Source organism: Klebsiella sp. JB_Kp042, from assembly GCF_040065275.1.
GTDB lineage: Bacteria > Pseudomonadota > Gammaproteobacteria > Enterobacterales > Enterobacteriaceae > Klebsiella > Klebsiella quasipneumoniae.
The window spans coordinates 52626-71263 of sequence record NZ_JBEAJL010000117.1 but is presented as its reverse complement, the minus strand read 5'-3'; the positions used below and the strand labels follow the sequence as shown (position 1 = coordinate 71263).

The window sequence follows — 18638 nt, the reverse complement described above, 5'->3', positions numbered from 1 at the left end:
AATGTAGCAGGAGTACAAGATGTTTGCAGGTTTACCTTCGCTGAGCCACGAGCAACAGCAAAAAGCGGTCGAACGTATCCAGGAACTGATGGCCCAGGGGATGAGCAGCGGCCAGGCGATTGCCCTGGTGGCGGAAGAGCTACGCGCGACGCATACCGGCGAACGGATCGTCGCGCGCTTTGAAGATGAAGACGAAGACGAGTAATTACACCGCGGCGATGATTTTGATTTCAACTTTATATTGCGGGTTCATCAGCGTCGCTTCCACCGTGCAGCGCACCGGGGCGTGACCGGCTACCACCCAGGCGTCCCAGGCTTTATTCATCGCCGCAAAGTCGCTTTTGTCGGCAAGGAAAATAGTGGCGTCAAGAATACGCGACTTGTCGCTGCCCTGTTTTTCCAGCACCGCGTCAATCTGCGCCAGGGTGTTGGCGGTCTGCTCGAAGGCATCGGCATCAAGATTCGCCGGTACGCCGGTGTAGTAAAGGGTCTGATTGTGGATCACTACATCTGACCAGCGGGCTTCGGCATCAATACGCGTAATTGTCATTTCTCATTCCTCTTTGAGCATTCCATTCGGCAGCGGCAAGACTGCCATAATGTTCCGCTCGCGTCACTACCCGGACTGGCGAAACGCCGTCCTCCCTGACATAATCACTGTCCAAATAACCAGGGGGCAATGTGATCGACGATTTTGCAGCAGACGGCCAGCTAGCCAAAGCCATACCGGGATTTAAACCGCGCGAGCCGCAGCGCCAGATGGCGGTGGCGGTCAGCGAAGCGATTGAGGCCTCCCGGCCGCTGGTGGTGGAAGCGGGGACCGGAACCGGTAAAACCTACGCTTACCTGGCGCCGGCGCTGCGGGCGAAAAAAAAGGTGATTATCTCCACCGGGTCGAAAGCGCTGCAGGATCAGCTCTACAGCCGCGATCTGCCCACCGTCGCCAAAGCGCTCAAATTCACCGGCAAACTGGCGCTGCTAAAAGGGCGCTCCAACTACCTGTGCCTCGAACGCCTGGAACAGCAGGCGCTGGCGGGGGGCGATCTGCCGGTGCAAACCCTCAGCGACGTGATCCTCCTGCGCTCCTGGTCGAACCAAACCCAGGATGGCGATATCAGCACCTGCGCCAGCGTGGCGGAAGATTCCCAGGCCTGGCCGCTGGTCACCAGCACCAACGATAACTGCCTCGGCAGCGATTGCCCGCTGTATAAAGATTGCTTCGTGGTGAAGGCGCGTAAAAAAGCGATGGATGCCGACGTGGTGGTGGTCAACCATCATCTGTTTCTTGCCGATATGGTGGTCAAAGAGAGCGGCTTTGCCGAACTGATCCCCGAGGCGGAGGTGATGATCTTCGACGAAGCCCATCAGCTGCCGGATATCGCCAGCCAGTACTTTGGCCAGTCGCTCTCCAGCCGCCAGCTGCTGGATCTGGCGAAAGACATCACCATTGCCTACCGCACCGAACTGAAAGACACCCAGCAGCTGCAAAAATGCGCCGACCGCCTCGCGCAAAGCGCCCAGGATTTTCGCCTGCAGCTGGGGGACCCGGGCTACCGCGGCAACCTGCGCGAGCTGCTGGCGGACAGCCACATTCAGCGGGCGCTGCTGCTGCTCGATGATGCTCTTGAACTGTGTTACGACGTCGCCAAACTCTCGCTGGGGCGCTCGGCGCTGCTCGACGCCGCCTTTGAGCGCGCCACGCTTTATCGCGGGCGTCTGAAGCGGCTGAAAGAGATCAATCAGCCGGGCTACAGCTACTGGTATGAGTGCACCTCGCGCCACTTTACCCTTGCGCTGACGCCGTTGTCCGTGGCCGAGAAGTTTAAAGAGGTGATGGCGCAGAAGTCGGGAAGCTGGATCTTTACCTCGGCGACGCTGTCGGTAAATGACGATCTCCACCACTTTACCGCCCGGCTGGGGATCGACGAGGCGCAGACTCTGCTGCTGCCTAGCCCCTTTGACTATCAGCATCAGGCCCTGCTCTGCGTACCGCGTAATCTACCGCTGCCGAACCAGCCCGGCGCGGCGCGCCATCTGGCGGCCATGCTTAAACCGCTGATCGAGGCTAACGACGGTCGCTGCTTTATGCTGTGTACTTCGCACGCCATGATGCGCGATCTGGCGGAGCAGTTCCGCGCCACCATGACCCTGCCGGTGCTGCTGCAGGGGGAGACCAGTAAAGGCCAGCTGCTGCAGCAGTTCGTCAGCGCCGGCAACGCCCTGCTGGTGGCCACCAGCAGCTTCTGGGAAGGGGTCGATGTGCGCGGAGACGCGCTGTCGCTGGTGATCATCGATAAGCTGCCGTTTACCTCGCCGGACGACCCGCTGCTGAAAGCGCGGATGGAAGATTGCCGGCTACGCGGCGGCGATCCGTTCGATGAAGTGCAGCTCCCGGACGCGGTGATCACCCTCAAGCAGGGGGTGGGCCGGCTGATCCGCGATATCGACGACCGTGGGGTGCTGGTTATCTGTGACAACCGGCTGGTGATGCGCCCTTACGGCGCGGTGTTCCTGGCCAGTCTGCCGCCCGCGCCGCGGACCCGCGATATCCGCCGGGCAGTGCGCTTCCTCGCCGTGCCGCCGGCAAGGTAATCCGCCCTAAAATGTGTTAAGCTGCGCGCCATTTTGTTAATTAGCGGTTCCCACTAGACTTCGGGCGGTGTGGCGACGGATTGAGCGTCTGCCGGTAAACAGGCTGCCTGAAGGCCTGAACTATGTAACGAGAGCGTGACCACCCATGCGAATTTTGGCTATCGATACCGCCACAGAGGCCTGCTCCGCGGCGCTGTGGAATGATGGCACCCTTAGTGCTCATTTCGAAATTTGTCCCCGCGAACACACCCAACGTATCCTGCCGCTGGTGCAGGAGGTTCTCACCGAGAGCGGCACCACCCTGACCGAGCTGGACGCGCTGGCCTTTGGCCGCGGCCCGGGCAGCTTTACCGGCGTGCGTATTGGCATCGGTATCGCCCAGGGGCTGGCGCTCGGCGCGGAGCTGCCGATGATCGGCGTTTCCACGCTGGCCACCATGGCGCAGGGCGCCTGGCGCAAAACCGGCGCCACCCGCGTGCTGGCGGCGATTGACGCCAGGATGGGTGAAGTCTACTGGGCTGAGTACCAGCGCGACGAGCAGGGCGTCTGGCACGGCGAAGAGACGGAAGCGGTGCTCAAACCGGACGCGGTGGCCGAACGGCTGGCGCAGCTTTCCGGCGAATGGGCCACCGTCGGCACCGGCTGGCAGGCGTGGCCGGATCTGGCGAAAGAGAGCGGACTGACCTTAAGCAGCGGCGAAATTGAACTGCCGGCGGCAGAGGATATGCTGCCGTTAGCCTGTTATCTGCTGGCGGCAGGGAAAACCGTGGCCGTGGAGAAAGCGGAGCCGGTTTATTTGCGTAACGAGGTGGCGTGGAAGAAACTTCCGGGCCGCGAGTGAATCTCAGTAACAAGAAGACTGAGAAAAGGAGTCGCATCATGGCGGGTCAAAAACAGGGCGTTCGCTGGCTGCTGGCCGCGGCGGTTGCCGTTGCGCTGAGCGGCTGCGTATCGGTGCCGGATGCCATCAAAGGCACCAGCCCCACGCCGCAGCAGGATTTGGTGCGGGTGATGAACGCCCCGCAGCTGTACGTTGGTCAGGAAGCGCGCTTTGGCGGCAAGGTGGTCAACGTGCAGAACCAGCAGGGTAAAACCCGCTTAGAAATCGCTACCGTGCCGCTGGACAGCGGTGCGCGGCCGGAACTGGGCGAACCCTCGCGCGGGCGAATCTTTGCCGATGTTAACGGCTTCCTCGATCCGGTGGACTTCCGGGGCCAGCTGGTGACCGTGGTCGGGCCGATTGCCGGGGTGGTCGATGGCAAAGTGGGTAGCACGCCCTACAAATTTATGCTGATGAACGCCACCGGCTACAAACGCTGGAACGTGGTGCAGCAGGTGGTGATGCCCCCGCAGCCCATCGACCCGTGGATGCTGGGTCCCCGCCCCTGGGGGTACGGCTATGGCGGATGGGGATGGTACAACCCCGGCCCTGCTGAGGTAAGAAACGTTGTAACTGAATGATTTTGTTGTTTTTGTTAGTTCAAAGAAACAGCGGCCAGTCCGCTGTTTCTTTGTTTTCAGTCGAATAAGAAAAAAAATAGTGACGCGCTTCGCAACCTGCTCATTGCCTAATTAATAAACTGGTACGCTGAGTTAATATAATGTTAACAAAATGTATTTCCCAGGGGCTGTGATGACGACGAATAACTATTTCAGAGGTGATGCAGTGAAAAAGGTTTGGCTAAACCGTTATCCCGCAGATGTTCCGGCGGAGATAAATCCTGACCGCTATCAATCCCTGGTTGAACTGTTTGAACATGCCACCACCCGCTACGCCGACCAACCGGCGTTTATCAATATGGGTGAAGTGATGACCTACCGTAAGCTGGAAGAGCGCAGTCGCGCCTTCGCCGCTTACCTTCAGGAGGGCTTAGGGTTACAGAAGGGCGATCGGGTGGCCCTGATGATGCCTAACCTGCTGCAGTATCCGGTGGCCCTGTTTGGCATCCTGCGCGCCGGGATGATCGTGGTCAACGTCAACCCCTTATATACCCCGCGTGAACTGGAGCATCAGCTCAACGACAGCGGCGCGGCGGCGATCGTCATCGTCTCCAACTTTGCCCATACCCTGGAAAAAGTGGTGGCGAAGACCCAGGTGAAACACGTGATCCTGACGCGCATGGGCGATCAGCTCTCCACCGCCAAAGGCACGCTGGTGAACTTTGTGGTCAAGTACATCAAGCGCCTGGTGCCGAAGTACCATCTGCCGGATGCCATCTCGTTTCGCAGCGCGCTGCAGCACGGCTATCGCATGCAGTACGTGAAGCCGGAGATCGTAGCGGAAGATCTGGCGTTTCTGCAGTACACCGGGGGCACTACCGGGGTGGCTAAAGGGGCGATGCTGACCCATCGCAACATGCTGGCCAACCTCGAGCAGGTCAATGCCACCTACGGCCCGCTGCTGCATCGCGGCAAAGAGTTCGTGGTGACCGCGCTGCCGCTGTATCACATTTTCGCCCTCACCATGAACTGCCTGCTGTTTATCGAGCTGGGCGGGCAGAATCTGCTGATCACCAACCCGCGCGACATACCCGGACTGGTGAAGGAGCTGGCGAAATATCCCTTTACCGCCATGACCGGGGTCAATACCCTGTTCAACGCCTTGCTGAACAACAAAGAGTTCCAGCAGCTTGATTTCTCCTCGCTGCACCTCTCCGCCGGCGGCGGCATGCCGGTGCAGCAGGCGGTGGCTGAGCGCTGGGTGAAACTGACCGGGCAATATCTGCTTGAGGGCTACGGACTGACCGAGTGTTCGCCTCTGGTCAGCGTCAACCCCCACGATATCGACTACCACAGCGGCAGCATTGGTCTGCCGGTGCCTTCCACCGAAGCCAAACTGGTGGATGATGACGATAACGAAGTGGCGCCGGGCCAGCCTGGCGAACTCTGTATCAAGGGGCCGCAGGTGATGCTGGGCTACTGGCAGCGACCTGACGCGACGGATGAGATCATCAAGAACGGCTGGCTGCACACCGGGGATATCGCGGTGATGGATGAAGAGGGGTTCCTGCGCATCGTCGATCGGAAAAAAGATATGATCCTGGTGTCGGGTTTTAACGTCTATCCGAATGAAATCGAAGATGTGGTCATGCAGCACAGCGGCGTGCTGGAGGTGGCGGCCATCGGCGTGCCGTCCGGCAGCAGCGGCGAAGCGGTGAAGATCTTCGTGGTGAAGAAAGATGCCGCGTTAACCGAAGAAGCGCTGATTACGTTCTGCCGACGCCATTTGACCGGCTATAAGGTGCCGAAACTGGTGGAATTCCGTGACGAACTGCCGAAATCCAACGTCGGGAAAATTTTGCGGCGAGAACTGCGTGACGAAGCGCGCGCTAAAGTGGACAATAAAGGCTGAGTAACGAATGAGTCGCCAGACGCCGGCTACGCCGGCGTTTTTTATGGGCGCAAGTTAAGAGAGTATGCTTTGAACTATCAGATGATCACCACCGACGATGGCCTGCGCGCTGTCTGCGAAGCGGCAAGCGCGGCCTCCGCCGTCGCTCTGGATACGGAATTTGTCCGTACCCGCACCTATTACCCGCAGCTGGGCCTGCTGCAGCTGTTCGACGGCCACCAGGTCTCTCTGATCGATCCCTTGACGATTAACGACTGGGCGCCGATGCGCGACCTGCTGCTCAATCCGGATGTGACCAAATATCTGCATGCCGGCAGCGAAGATTTAGAAGTCTTCCTCAACGCGTTCAACCTGATGCCGCAGCCGCTGATCGACACCCAGATCCTGGCGGCTTTCTGCGGTCGGCCGATGTCCTGGGGCTTTGCCTCGATGGTGGAAGAGTATTCCGGGGTCGCGCTGGACAAAAGCGAATCCCGCACCGACTGGCTGGCGCGACCGCTGACCGAGCGTCAGTGTGAATACGCTGCGGCCGACGTCTGGTACCTGCTGCCGATCGCCAGCCAATTAATGGCGGAGACCGATCGCGCGGGCTGGCTATCGGCGGCACTGGACGAATGTCGCCTGATGCAGCAGCGCCGTCAGGAGGTGGTCGACCCGGCCGAGGCCTGGCGCGATATCGGCAACGCCTGGCAGCTGCGTACCCGCCAGCTGGGCTGCCTGCAGCTGCTGGCGGAGTGGCGTCTGCGCAAAGCGCGTGAGCGCGACCTGGCGGTGAACTTTGTGGTGCGGGAAGAGCATCTGTGGAGCGTGGCGCGCTATATGCCCACCAGCCTCGGCGAGCTCGACAGCCTCGGGTTGTCCGGTAGCGAAATTCGCTTCCATGGCAAAACGCTGATCGGCCTGGTCGAGAAAGCCCAGGCGCTGCCGGAGTCGTCGCTGCCGGCGCCGCTGCAGAATCTGATCGACATGCCGGGCTACCGCAAAGCCTTTAAAGAGATTAAAGCGCTGGTGCAGGAAGTGAGCGCGGAGAAGGGCGTAAGCGCGGAGCTGCTGGCGTCGCGTCGACAGATCAACCAGCTGCTGAACTGGCACTGGCAGCTGAAAACGCAGGCCGCTGAGCCTGAGCTGATTTCCGGTTGGCGTGGTGAGCTGATGGCCGAACGGCTGAAGAGGCTGTTAAACGACTATCCGCGCTAGCGGGCGGTCTGGTTCAGGGTATATAAAAACCGGCGGCGCGTGGCGTAGCCGGTTTTTTTTTCGGGATGGAACAGCAGGTCAGGGTTTCGACTCTTCCGTTTCGGGTAGGGTCACGTTCAGCTCAAGAATGGAAATATCACCGTCCCGTTGCTCCAGCTGCACGCTGACCATTTCCGGGTCGATCTGCACGTATTTGCAGATCACTTCCAGGATATCTTTGCGCAACTGCGGCAGGTAATGCGGCTCCGCGTCCCCGCGGCGGCGCTCGGCGACGATGATTTGCAGGCGTTCTTTCGCAATATTAGCCGTGTTCTTTTTTCGCGAGAGAAAAAAGTCGAGTAAAGCCATAATTTATCCTCCGAACAGGCGTTTGAGGAATCCTTTCTTCTCTTCTTCAATGAAGCGGAAAGGGCGTTCTTCTCCGAGCAGACGTTCAACGGTATCGGCATAGGCTTTGCCTGCGTCCGACGCGGCATCGAGGATCACGGGCTCACCCTGGTTGGATGCGCGCAGGACTGACTGGTCTTCCGGGATCACGCCCACCAGGTTGATGCGCAGAATCTCCAGCACGTCTTCCATGCTCAGCATATCGCCTTTATTGACGCGGCCTGGATTGTAGCGGGTCAGCAGCAGGTGCTCTTTGATCGGCTCTTCGCCATTTTCCGCGCGGCGGGATTTGGAGGCGAGAATGCCAAGGATACGGTCGGAGTCGCGAACGGAGGAGACTTCCGGGTTGGTGGTGATAATGGCTTCATCAGCAAAATAGAGCGCCATCAGCGCACCGGTTTCAATGCCTGCCGGGGAATCACAGACGATGAAATCGAACTCCATCTTCTTCAGTTCTTCGAGAACTTTGTCGACGCCTTCGCGGGTCAGGGCGTCTTTATCCCGGGTCTGGGAAGCCGGGAGAATGTAGAGGTTTTCCGTGCGCTTATCTTTGATCAGCGCCTGGTTCAATGTGGCATCGCCCTGGATGACGTTGACGAAATCATAAACGACGCGACGTTCGCAGCCCATAATCAGGTCGAGGTTACGCAGGCCGATGTCGAAGTCGATAACGACGGTTTTCTTTCCCTTCTGGGCCAAACCTGTAGCGATGGCCGCGCTGGAGGTGGTCTTGCCAACGCCCCCTTTACCCGAAGTCACAACAATAATGCGTGCCATAGAAATTCCTTGTTAAAAAGGGATTAATTTAACGGTTGAATTGTCAAAGCGCTTTCGCCTAAACGCAGGCGTGCCGCTTTGCCATAAAATTCGGCCGGGATGTTATCGCTCAGCCAATATTCCCCGGCGATGGAGACCAGCTCCGCCGCAAGGTGGGTACAAAATATCTGGGCGTCTCTGTCGCCACCGGCGCCTGCCAATGCGCGTCCTCGCATCATGCCATATACATGGATATTGCCGTCAGCGATAAGTTCCGCGCCGGCACTCACATGATTTGTAACAATAAGATCACAGTGTGGCGCATAAATGCGCTGACCGGAACGTACCGGCTGGTCAATCAAACGCGTTTTTGTGATCTGGTTAGCAACTGGCGGCGGCGGGGCGGGTTCGGACGGTGCCGGACGAGGGGCTTTTTCTTTCCCTTCGGTTAATAACGGGATACCGGCGCGGTCGATTTCGGTTTTCAGGCGCGGGATTTTGCATCCGCTGACGCCCATAATACGTAAACCGGTCGCGGCGATAGCCTCGTTGACGGCGCGCCATTCGACACTCTCCTCGACGCTGGCGATATTCACCACCACCGGAGCATGGCGTAAAAAGGCGGGAGCCTGGGCGATTTTGTCTTCTAACGCCTGACGAATAACCTCGGGATTTGCATCGTGCAAATGAACGACAGATAACGTGAAGCTACTGCCTTTAAGTTCGATTGGCGTATTTGACATCCTGGCCTTACTCAATTTGCTGTTTATCGACCGCCGAAGTGCGGTGATATTCCGAAGACTAAAAGGCATGTTATAGTCACTCATATATTGAGGCAAGTGACCACGGGTCTAATTCCGAGTAAAACTATGTTTTGTGTGATCTATCGAAGTACTAAACGTGAACAAACCTATTTATACGTCGAAAAAAAGGACGATTTCTCACGCGTTCCTGACGAGCTGATGCGCGGCTTCGGCACGCCGCAAATGGCGATGCTGCTGCCGCTGGATGGGCGCAAAAAACTGGTTAACGCCGACCTGGAAAAAGTGAAACAGGCGTTAAGCGAACAGGGCTATTACCTGCAACTTCCTCCGCCGTCTGAAAATCTACTAAAGAAACACCTGGCGGAACAGGGGAAACAATCCGATTAACCCACGAGGGAAAATAATGTACCAACATCATAACTGGCAGGGAGCGCTCCTGGATTATCCGGTGAGCAAAGTGGTTTGCGTCGGCAGTAATTATGCAAAGCACATCAAGGAAATGGGCAGTGCGACGCCGGAAGAGCCGGTGCTGTTTATTAAACCTGAGAGCGCGCTGTGCGATCTCCGTCAGCCGTTGGTGCTTCCTGAGGGGCTGGGCTCGGTGCATCACGAAGTCGAGCTGGCGGTGCTGATCGGCGGTACGCTGCGTCAGGCGACGGAAGAGCATGTGCAGAAAGGGATTGCCGGCTATGGCGTCGCATTGGATCTCACCCTGCGCGACCTGCAGGCGAAGATGAAAAAGGCCGGGCAGCCGTGGGAAAAAGCCAAAGGCTTCGATAACGCCTGTCCGATCTCCGGCTTTATTCCGGCCGCCGAGTTCCACGGCGACCCGCAGAATACGCCGTTAAGCCTGAAGATTAACGGCGAGGTGCGCCAGCAGGGCACCACCGCCGACATGATCCATAAGATCGTGCCGCTGATCGCCTATATGTCGCGCTTCTTTACTCTCAAAGCCGGGGACGTGATCCTCACCGGCACCCCGGAAGGGGTAGGGCCGCTGCACAGCGGCGACGAGCTGGTGGTCGGCTTCAACGGCCTGTCGCTCACCACCCGGGTACTGTAAGCGTGGTTTGCCGCCTTTTGGGGCGGCAAAACTTGCATCGTCGTGCCAGACTGGTTATAAGGTGCACCCTTAACTGGCAACGACGGACACTTCGATGAGCGAACAACCTTTCTGGCAACAAAAAACCCTGGATGACATGACCGACGCGGAGTGGGAATCGCTGTGTGACGGTTGCGGCCAGTGCTGCCTGCATAAGCTGATGGATGAAGATACCGATGAGATCTACTTCACCAACGTCGCCTGCCGTCAGCTCAATATCAAAACCTGCCAGTGCCGTAACTACGAGCGTCGCTTCGAATATGAGCCGGACTGCATCAAGCTCACGCGCGAAAATCTGCCGACTTTCGAATGGCTGCCGCCAACCTGCGCCTATCGCCTGCTGGCGGAAGGCAAGCCTCTGCCGGCCTGGCACCCGCTGCTGACCGGCTCAAAAGCGGCGATGCACGGCGAACGCATCTCCGTCCGTCATATTGCGGTGCCCGAGTCCACCGTTGTCGACTGGCAGGACCACATCCTTAATCTGCCTGACAGGGCGCGGTAAGCGCCGTCACGCTTTTTTCGCGTGGAACAGCCCGTTTTCACCGTCGGTTTCATCCGCCACCCAGAAGTGAATATTGAAGCGGGCATCGTCGCTGAGTTCGACGCGGTGCCAGTACTGCGGCGGACTGGTGGCAAACTGCCCGGCATGAATGACGACTTTTTTCTCCGGCTCCGTCGCCTGTTCATTGGCAAAACCGTAATAGGTCACCGTACCTTCCATGACGCACAGCTGACCGAAGACGCCGGCTGCGGTGTTGTGGTGGCTCAGCAGGGCGGCGGGGACGTTCTCTTTGGTAAAGAACGGGGTGGAGCGTTTAACTTTCCAGTCTGCGGGGATCAGTAAAGATGACATGTGAGCTCCTGTGGGGCTATATAAGATGTATTTAATATGCATCTTTTGATGGCCGTGGTCAACCACAGACAGGAAACGATTCAGCGATGAACAGCAGGCACAAAAAAACGCCCCGGAGGGCGTTTCATGATGCGCGGGACTCACAGCGGCTTAGCGGCCAAACAGATCGCGCTTTTTCGCTTTAAAAGGCTGAGCAACGATCACCAGGATAGCCACCACCAGATAGGCCGCGAAAATGCCCACCAGCCATTGCGGCATCTCCAGCGACAGGAACTGCCACTGGCGTACCGAACAGTCGCCGGACGCGACAAACACCTGCGGCAACCATTTATCCAGCGGCAGCCAGCTCGGGAAGCGGGCGGCGAAATCACAGGTTTGGAACGGCGATGGGTGCAACTGGATCATCGTATGTTCCCACGCCAGCTGCAGCCCACGTACCGCGCTGTACAGCCAAATCAGCATGGCGACATAGCGCAGCGGCGTTTTGGGGGCAATGGCGCCCACCAGCCCCGCGCCCATGATGCCAAACAGGGCGCAGCGTTCATAAATGCACATCACACACGGCTGCAGCAGCATCACGTGCTGGAACCACAGCGCGACGAGTTCGAGAATGAACGCGGTCAATGCCATCAGGAGCCAGGCGCCGCGTCCCCGCGAGCACTGGTTTAAATATTGCAACATAATCATTTCCCTGGAAGATGCTAAATCATGGCAGTGTAAACGAAAACCGAACCGACGCCAGCGGCCCGGCGGAAAATATTACGTAACTGGTTATTGAATCGCCCGGGCGAACCCGGGCGACAGGTGGATCAGGGCAGGGTGGGGGTAACCAGCCAGCCGTGAGCCAGCAACCATTCGGTGACCGGCATCAGGGTGAACTCGACGCACAGCAGGCCGACCAGCGTCAGCACGAGGGTGTAGGGCAGAGCCATCCACACCATGCGGCCATAGGAGAGCCGGATAAGCGGCGCCAGCGCGGAAGTCAGCAGGAAGAGGAATGCCGCCTGGCCGTTCGGGGTGGCCACTGACGGCAGGTTGGTGCCGGTGTTGATCGCCACCGCCAGCATCTCAAACTGCTTCAGGCTGATGGCGCCATGCTCGAGGGCGGTTTTCGCTTCGTTGATGTAGACCGTACCGACAAAAACGTTATCCGAGATGGACGACAGCAGGCCGTTAAACAGATAAAACAGCGACAGCTGCGCGTGCGGCGAGGCCTGCAGAACAAACTCGATGACCGGCGTGAACAGCTGCTGGTCGATGATCACCGCCACGACGGCAAAGAATACCGTCAGCAGCGCGGTGAAGGGCAACGCCTCGGTGAACGCCTTGCCAATCGCATGTTCATCGGTCACGCCGGTAAAGGTGGTAGCGAGAATGATCACCGACAGGCCAATGAGGCCGACTTCGGCAAGGTGCAATGCGAGGGCTGCGATCAGCCAGACGCCAATCAGCGCCTGGGCAATCAGCCGCAGCCGTTCCTGACGACTGCGCTGCGCGCGGCTGCGATCGTCAAAGTCCTGCAGCACCTTTCGGACCGCCGGCGGCAGCGGTTCGCCGTAGCCAAACAGGCGATACTTTTCCACCAGCAGACAGGTCAGCAGCCCGCAGACCAGCACCGGCAGCGTGATGGGCGACATGCGAATGAAGAATTCGCCAAAATGCCAGCCCGCCGCTTTGGCGATAATCAAGTTTTGCGGCTCGCCGACCATGGTCATGACGCCGCCGAGCGCGGTACCGACGCCGGCGTGCATCATCAGGCTGCGCAGAAAACCGCGGAACTGCTCCAGCACCTCGCGGTAGTGCTGATCGATATGGCTGTCGTCCTGCACATCGCTATCGTCGGGGCGCGCCGAGGCGACGCGGTGATAGATGCCGTAAAACCCGACGGCGACGCTAATCACCACCGCCACCACGGTGAGCGCATCGAGAAAGGCGGAGAGGAAGGCGGCGGCCAGGCAGAAGGCCAGCGACAGCAGCATTTTGCTGCGGATGCCGAGCAGCAGGCGCGTAAAGACGAAGAGCAGCAGCTGCTTCATAAAGTAGATGCCCGCCACCATGAACATCAGCAGGAGCAGCACTTCCAGGTTGCTGGCGATCTCTTCCCGCACATGACCCGAGCTGGTCATGCCGATCAGCACCGCTTCAAATGCCAGCAGCCCCCCCGGCAGCAGTGGATAGCACTTCAGCGCCATGGCGAGGGTAAAGATAAACTCAACCACCAGCAGCCAGCCGGCGACAAACGGCGCTAAGGCGAACACCAGCGGATTGATGATTAAGAAAATAATTAATGCCAGCTTGTACCAGTCAGGCGACTGGCCAAGAAAATTGCGCCACAGCGCGCGGCCATAAGAAATTTCCACGACAGAATCCTTCCCCGTCAATTAGTACATGATTTTGTGCGTAACGATTGGCAAGAGTATCAGCTGAGCAAAATGAGAAGCAACTTTCTTCGCAGCGCGGCGGCGGTTACGGGAGAGAAGGAAAAGCGAAAAGTAAAAACGGAAAATGAAACGGCGATCCCTTTTTAATTCACTTGCGATGCTATCTGCGCTATAGCGGCTCTGGTATGATGAGTGCAATTGCAACAATGTGTAATGGAAATATTATTATGGTCATTAAGGCGCAGAGCCCTGCGGGTTTCGCGGAAGAGTATATCATTGAGAGCATCTGGAATAACCGCTTCCCACCTGGATCGATTCTCCCCGCTGAACGCGAGCTTTCTGAGCTGATCGGTGTCACCCGCACCACTCTGCGCGAAGTGTTGCAGCGTCTGGCGCGTGACGGCTGGTTGACCATTCAGCACGGCAAACCCACCAAAGTGAACAACTTCTGGGAGACCTCCGGACTGAATATCCTTGAAACGCTGGCGCGTCTCGATCACGACAGCGTCCCGCAGCTGATTGATAACCTGCTCTCCGTGCGCACCAATATTTCCACGATTTTTATTCGCACCGCGTTCCGTCAGCATCCGGATAAAGCGCTGGCGGTGCTGGACAGCGCCCGGGAAGTGGAAGATCACGCCGACGCTTTCGCCGACCTCGATTACAACATTTTCCGCGGTCTGGCGTTCGCCTCCGGCAATCCGATCTATGGTCTGATCCTCAACGGCATGAAGGGGCTGTATACCCGCATTGGCCGCCACTATTTCTCCAGCCCGGAAGCGCGCAGCCTGGCGCTGGGCTTTTATCATCAGCTGGCGAAGGTGTGCGAAGGCGGCCTGCACGATCAGGTGTATGAGCTGGTGCGTCGCTACGGCCATGACAGCGGCGAGATCTGGCACCGGATGCAGAAATCGCTGCCCGGCGATTTAGCCATGAATGTGCGTTAAGCTGGCTATTCGCCATCGATAAACACAATAAGGGGGCCGATGGCCCCCTTCGTCGTTTTATACGTCCCGCAAAGCTATAGCGCGTTCGGCCGCGCCGGGCAGCGGTCCAGTAGCTCAATGCTGCCGTCGGCGTTCTGCTGCTCCAGCAGCACATCGAACCCCCACAGACGATGCACATGTTTCAGCACTTCGCGCCGCCCTTTGTCCAGCGGGACGCGGTTGTGCGGCACATAGCGCAACGTCAGCGAGCGGTCGCCGCGCAGGTCAACGTTCCACACCTGGATATTCGGCTCAAGATTGCTGAGGTTATATTGCGCTGAGAGCTTGTTGCGGATCTCGCGATAGCCCTCTTCGTTGTGGATCGCCGAGATCTCGAGATAATTGTTGTGGTCGTCGTCGAGCACCGTGAAGAAGCGGAAATCGCGCATGATCTTCGGCGACAGGAACTGGCTGATAAAGCTCTCATCCTTGAAGTCGCGCATGGCGAAATGCAGCGTTTCCAGCCAGTCGGAACCGGCGATATCCGGGAACCAGTACTTGTCCTCTTCGGTGGGCGACTGGCAGATGCGCTTGATGTCCTGGAACATGGCGAAGCCCAGCGCGTAGGGGTTAATCCCACTGTACCACGGACTGTTGTATGGCGGCTGGAACACCACGTTCGTGTGGCTGTGGAGAAACTCCAGCATAAAGCGCTCGGTCACTTTCCCTTCGTCATAGAGATGATTGAGGATGGTGTAGTGCCAGAAGGTGGCCCACCCCTCGTTCATCACCTGGGTCTGTTTCTGCGGGTAGAAATACTGGCTGACTTTGCGCACGATGCGCAGGATCTCGCGCTGCCACGATTCCAGCAGCGGGGCGTTCTTCTCCATAAAGTACAGCAGGTTCTCCTGCGGTTCGGAAGGGTAGCGGCGGGCGGACTCAATCGCCTTCTCCTCTTCGCGCTTCGGCAGGGTGCGCCACAGCATATTCACCTGGCTCTGCAGATACTCTTCCCGGCTTTTCTGCCGCGCCTTCTCCTCCTGCAGAGAGATTTTTTGCGGACGTTTATAGCGGTCGACGCCGTAGTTCATCAGCGCATGGCAGGAGTCGAGCAGTTTCTCCACTTCGTCGACGCCATAGCGTTCTTCGCACTCGGTAATGTATTTGCGGGCGAAGATCAGGTAGTCGATGATTGAGCTGGCGTCGGTCCAGCTGCGAAACAGGTAATTGTTTTTAAAGAACGAGTTATGCCCGTAGCAGGCGTGCGCCATCACCAGCGCCTGCATGGTGATGGTGTTTTCTTCCATCAGGTAGGCGATACAGGGGTTGGAGTTGATGACAATCTCATACGCCAGGCCCTGCTGGCCGTGCTTATAGGCCTGCTCGGTCTCAATGAATTTTTTGCCGAACGACCAGTGCGGATAGTTGATGGGCATGCCGACGCTGGAGTAGGCGTCCATCATCTGCTCGGAAGTAATGACTTCGATCTGGTGCGGGTAGGTGTCAAGACGATAGAGCTTAGCGACCCGGTCCACTTCGGCCAGGTAGGTCTCCAGTAACTCAAACGTCCAGTCGGGTCCATCGCTTAAACGGGTGGTGTCCCTGTTCATGGAGTCAATCGTAGCCATTAGCGCGCCCTCGTTGTTGTTGGTTTTCTCTGAACGGAAAACCTCTAAACAAGCATAGAACACCGCACAGCAAACTGTGTTGTCAGCCAATCGCTTTTCTTCGCGATTTCCCCATCTCAAAGCCGTTTTTTGCGCTTATTTACAGAATATAATGCTGGGTAAAAATAAAGCGCAGCATGAGATCGTAAATCTCACAGCGCAGTGCTGGTGCGGTTTGCTGTGAGTTAAGTCACCATAAATAAAGCGTATGTTGAATAATATTTTCATCTGAGTTATCAATTTGTAATTAGATGATTGTTCTTTAACTGTTACGGAGTCGCTATGCGTGTCGTCATACTGGGAAGTGGGGTGGTTGGGGTAGCCAGCGCGTGGTATTTGAGTCAGGCGGGTCATGAGGTGACGGTTATCGACCGTCAGCCCGGTCCGGCAGAGGAGACCAGCGCGGCCAACGCCGGGCAGATTTCTCCCGGCTATGCGGCGCCCTGGGCGGCGCCGGGGGTGCCGCTGAAGGCGATAAAATGGATGTTCCAGCGCCATGCGCCGCTGGCGATCGGCCTTGACGGCACGTCGTTCCAGCTGAAGTGGATGTGGCAGATGCTGCGCAACTGCGACACCCGCCACTATATGGAGAACAAAGGCCGGATGGTGCGCCTGGCGGAGTACAGCCGTGACTGCCTGAAGGCGCTGCGCGACACCACCGGCATTCAGTATGAAGGGCGTCAGGGCGGGACGCTGCAGCTGTTCCGTACCGCCAAACAGTATGAAAACGCCACCCGCGACATCGCGGTGCTGGAGGACGCCGGCGTGCCGTATCAGCTGCTGGAGGCGAAGCGGCTGGCGGAAGTGGAGCCCGCGCTGGCGGAGGTCAGCCACAAACTGACCGGCGGCCTGCGCCTGCCAAACGATGAAACCGGCGACTGCCAGCTGTTTACCACCCGTCTGGCGGCGATGGCGGAACAGGCCGGGGTCACTTTCCGCTTCAACACCCCGGTGGACGCCCTGCTGCAGGAGGGCGATCGCATTGCCGGGGTGAAATGCGGCGATGAGATTATCAAAGGCGACGCCTATGTGATGGCCTTCGGCTCCTACTCGACGGCGATGCTCAAGGGGCTGGTGGATATTCCGGTCTACCCGCTGAAAGGCTATTCGTTAACCATCCCGATTGCCCAGGAAGACGGCGCGCCGGTTTCCACTATCCTTGATGAGACGTATAAAATCGCCATCACCCGTTTCGATCAGCGCATTCGCGTCGGCGGTATGGCCGAGATCGTCGGTTTTAACAAAGCGCTGCTGCAGCCGCGTCGGGAAACTCTGGAAATGGTGGTGCGCGACCTGTTCCCGCGCGGCGGCCACGTTGAGCAGGCCACCTTCTGGACCGGCCTGCGGCCGATGACGCCGGACGGCACGCCGGTGGTCGGGCGCACGGCGTTTAAAAACCTGTGGCTCAACACCGGTCACGGTACCCTCGGCTGGACCATGGCCTGCGGCTCAGGGCAGCTTATCAGCGATTTGATCTCCGGCCGCACGCCGGCGATCCCTTACGACGATCTGGCGGTCGCCCGCTACAGCCCCGGGTTCACCCCGGCGCGTCCGCAGCATCTGCATGGCGCACACAACTAAGGAGCTTGCATGACCCGTCCGGTAGTGGCCAGCATCGACCTGCTGGCCTTGCGGCAGAATTTACAGATAGTGCGTCGCGCGGCCCCCGGGTCGCGCCTGTGGGCGGTGGTCAAAGCTAATGCTTATGGCCATGGCGCGGCGCGGGTATGGAGTGCGTTGAGCGCGGCGGATGGTTTCGCCTTGCTCAACCTGGAAGAGGCGATCCTGTTGCGCGAGCAGGGCTGGAAAGGTCCGATCCTGCTGCTGGAGGGCTTCTTCCATGCCGATGAGCTGGCGGTGCTGGATCAATATCGCTTAACCACCAGCGTTCACAGCAACTGGCAGATTAAGGCGCTGCAGCAGGCGAAGCTGCGCGCGCCGCTGGATATCTATCTCAAGGTGAACAGCGGCATGAACCGGCTGGGCTTTATGCCGGAGCGGGTGCATACCGTCTGGCAGCAGCTGCGGGCAATAAGCAACGTCGGCGAGATGACGCTGATGTCGCACTTCGCGGAGGCGGAGAACCCGCAGGGGATTGTCGAGCCGATGCGCCGTATTGAACAAGCGGCGGAGGGACTGGATTGCCCGCGCTCGCTGGCTAACTCGGCGGCGACCCTCTGGCATCCGGAAGCGCATTTTGACTGGGTTCGACCGGGCATCGTGCTGTATGGCGCGTCGCCCTCAGGGCAGTGGCAGGACATCGCGAACACCGGCCTGAAGCCGGTGATGGCCCTGCGCAGCGAAATCATCGCCGTGCAGAACCTGCGCCCCGGCGAGGCGATTGGCTATGGCGGCCTGTATCGCACCACCCAGGAGCAGCGGATCGGCATTGTCGCCTGCGGCTATGCCGACGGCTATCCGCGGGTGGCGCCGAGCGGCACGCCGGTGCTGGTGGACGGCGTGCGGACCACCACCGTCGGGCGCGTGTCGATGGATATGCTGGCGGTCGATTTAACCCCCTGTCCGCAGGCCGGGATTGGCGCGCCGGTCGAACTGTGGGGCAAAGAGATTAAAATCGACGACGTGGCGGCCAGCTGCGGCACCGTCGGCTATGAGCTGATGTGCGCCCTGGCGCCGCGGGTGCCGGTTGTGACCCTGTAA

At 58.7% G+C, this 18638-nt stretch carries 21 protein-coding genes; 13 read left to right on the top strand and 8 right to left on the bottom strand.

The genetic code is table 11. The features are described 5' to 3' along the window. The first annotated feature begins 19 nt into the window (after positions 1-19). The gene (locus tag ABLV54_RS26125; protein ID WP_004203339.1) at positions 20-205 is read left to right on the top strand and encodes a YoaH family protein; all 186 of its coding nucleotides are present in this window, start codon (positions 20-22) and stop codon (positions 203-205) included. Here ABLV54_RS26125 and ABLV54_RS26120 read toward each other — a convergent pair whose 3' ends face one another. Further along, a complete protein-coding gene (locus ABLV54_RS26120; protein ID WP_002910910.1) occupies positions 206-550 on the bottom strand; it encodes a RidA family protein in 345 nt (114 codons plus the stop codon). 131 nt (positions 551-681) lie between these two features. Here ABLV54_RS26120 and ABLV54_RS26115 point away from each other — a divergent pair, with 131 nt between their 5' ends. From ABLV54_RS26115 to rnd, 5 genes are all read left to right on the top strand, one after another. Next, a complete protein-coding gene (locus ABLV54_RS26115) occupies positions 682-2592 on the top strand; it encodes an ATP-dependent DNA helicase (RefSeq protein WP_226563732.1) in 1911 nt (636 codons plus the stop codon). 145 nt (positions 2593-2737) lie between these two features. Further along, the gene (tsaB, locus tag ABLV54_RS26110) at positions 2738-3433 is read left to right on the top strand and encodes a tRNA (adenosine(37)-N6)-threonylcarbamoyltransferase complex dimerization subunit type 1 TsaB (protein WP_023290213.1); all 696 of its coding nucleotides are present in this window, start codon (positions 2738-2740) and stop codon (positions 3431-3433) included. 38 nt (positions 3434-3471) lie between these two features. Next, complete coding sequence (locus ABLV54_RS26105) at positions 3472-4053, top strand: Slp family lipoprotein (RefSeq protein ID WP_032453356.1); 582 nt, start codon at positions 3472-3474, stop codon at positions 4051-4053. Positions 4054-4258: 205 nt separating this feature from the next. Next, positions 4259-5944 (top strand): long-chain-fatty-acid--CoA ligase FadD, encoded by a 1686-nt coding sequence (gene fadD, locus ABLV54_RS26100; RefSeq protein ID WP_085551111.1) that lies wholly within the window; start codon positions 4259-4261, stop codon positions 5942-5944. An 81-nt stretch (positions 5945-6025) separates the two neighbouring features. Beyond that, entirely contained in the window at positions 6026-7141 is a 1116-nt protein-coding gene (rnd, locus tag ABLV54_RS26095; RefSeq protein ID WP_226563737.1) for a ribonuclease D, read from the top strand. A gap of 78 nt (positions 7142-7219) precedes the next feature. Here rnd and minE read toward each other — a convergent pair whose 3' ends face one another. From minE to minC, 3 genes are read right to left on the bottom strand one after another with little or no spacing between them, the layout of a single operon-like run. Next, positions 7220-7489: a cell division topological specificity factor MinE gene (gene minE / locus ABLV54_RS26090; protein ID WP_004103270.1), complete on the bottom strand. Its 270-nt coding sequence runs from the start codon at positions 7487-7489 to the stop codon at positions 7220-7222. Positions 7490-7492: 3 nt separating this feature from the next. Then, positions 7493-8305, bottom strand: coding sequence for a septum site-determining protein MinD (gene minD / locus ABLV54_RS26085; RefSeq protein WP_002910900.1), 813 nt, complete (start codon positions 8303-8305; stop codon positions 7493-7495). Between the two features lie 23 nt (positions 8306-8328). After that, positions 8329-9027: a septum site-determining protein MinC gene (gene minC / locus ABLV54_RS26080; RefSeq protein ID WP_023290209.1), complete on the bottom strand. Its 699-nt coding sequence runs from the start codon at positions 9025-9027 to the stop codon at positions 8329-8331. Between the two features lie 126 nt (positions 9028-9153). Here minC and ABLV54_RS26075 point away from each other — a divergent pair, with 126 nt between their 5' ends. The 3 genes from ABLV54_RS26075 to ABLV54_RS26065 all read left to right on the top strand — a co-directional run bounded on the left by ABLV54_RS26075 (position 9154) and on the right by ABLV54_RS26065 (position 10652). Beyond that, positions 9154-9435 (top strand): YcgL domain-containing protein, encoded by a 282-nt coding sequence (locus ABLV54_RS26075; protein ID WP_004203320.1) that lies wholly within the window; start codon positions 9154-9156, stop codon positions 9433-9435. A 16-nt stretch (positions 9436-9451) separates the two neighbouring features. Further along, entirely contained in the window at positions 9452-10111 is a 660-nt protein-coding gene (locus tag ABLV54_RS26070) for a fumarylacetoacetate hydrolase family protein (RefSeq protein WP_023290208.1), read from the top strand. A 94-nt stretch (positions 10112-10205) separates the two neighbouring features. Then, positions 10206-10652 carry a YcgN family cysteine cluster protein gene (locus ABLV54_RS26065; protein ID WP_017900197.1) on the top strand — a complete coding sequence of 149 codons (447 nt, stop codon included), beginning with the start codon at positions 10206-10208 and terminating at the stop codon, positions 10650-10652. 6 nt (positions 10653-10658) lie between these two features. On the opposite strand, the gene ABLV54_RS26060 is transcribed toward ABLV54_RS26065, so the two are convergent. From ABLV54_RS26060 to nhaB, 3 genes are all read right to left on the bottom strand, one after another. Next, positions 10659-11003, bottom strand: coding sequence for a DUF1971 domain-containing protein (locus tag ABLV54_RS26060; protein WP_032453353.1), 345 nt, complete (start codon positions 11001-11003; stop codon positions 10659-10661). 150 nt (positions 11004-11153) lie between these two features. Further along, positions 11154-11684, bottom strand: coding sequence for a disulfide bond formation protein DsbB (dsbB, locus tag ABLV54_RS26055; protein WP_004203315.1), 531 nt, complete (start codon positions 11682-11684; stop codon positions 11154-11156). Between the two features lie 128 nt (positions 11685-11812). Continuing rightward, positions 11813-13363, bottom strand: a complete 1551-nt coding sequence (nhaB, locus tag ABLV54_RS26050) for a sodium/proton antiporter NhaB (protein WP_205425515.1) — start codon at positions 13361-13363, stop codon at positions 11813-11815. Between the two features lie 248 nt (positions 13364-13611). Here nhaB and fadR point away from each other — a divergent pair, with 248 nt between their 5' ends. Next, complete coding sequence (gene fadR, locus ABLV54_RS26045; protein WP_004203311.1) at positions 13612-14331, top strand: fatty acid metabolism transcriptional regulator FadR; 720 nt, start codon at positions 13612-13614, stop codon at positions 14329-14331. A 74-nt stretch (positions 14332-14405) separates the two neighbouring features. Here fadR and ABLV54_RS26040 read toward each other — a convergent pair whose 3' ends face one another. Next, on the bottom strand, positions 14406-15938 hold the full coding sequence (locus ABLV54_RS26040; RefSeq protein WP_004203310.1) for a SpoVR family protein: 1533 nt from the start codon (positions 15936-15938) through the stop codon (positions 14406-14408). A 76-nt stretch (positions 15939-16014) separates the two neighbouring features. Between ABLV54_RS26040 and ABLV54_RS26035 the strand changes: the two genes are divergently transcribed. From ABLV54_RS26035 to dadX, 3 genes are all read left to right on the top strand, one after another. After that, a complete protein-coding gene (locus ABLV54_RS26035) occupies positions 16015-16161 on the top strand; it encodes a hypothetical protein (RefSeq protein WP_171996945.1) in 147 nt (48 codons plus the stop codon). Between the two features lie 98 nt (positions 16162-16259). Further along, a complete protein-coding gene (locus ABLV54_RS26030) occupies positions 16260-17558 on the top strand; it encodes a D-amino acid dehydrogenase (RefSeq protein WP_044523951.1) in 1299 nt (432 codons plus the stop codon). Positions 17559-17567: 9 nt separating this feature from the next. Beyond that, positions 17568-18638 carry a catabolic alanine racemase DadX gene (dadX, locus tag ABLV54_RS26025; protein WP_226563729.1) on the top strand — a complete coding sequence of 357 codons (1071 nt, stop codon included), beginning with the start codon at positions 17568-17570 and terminating at the stop codon, positions 18636-18638.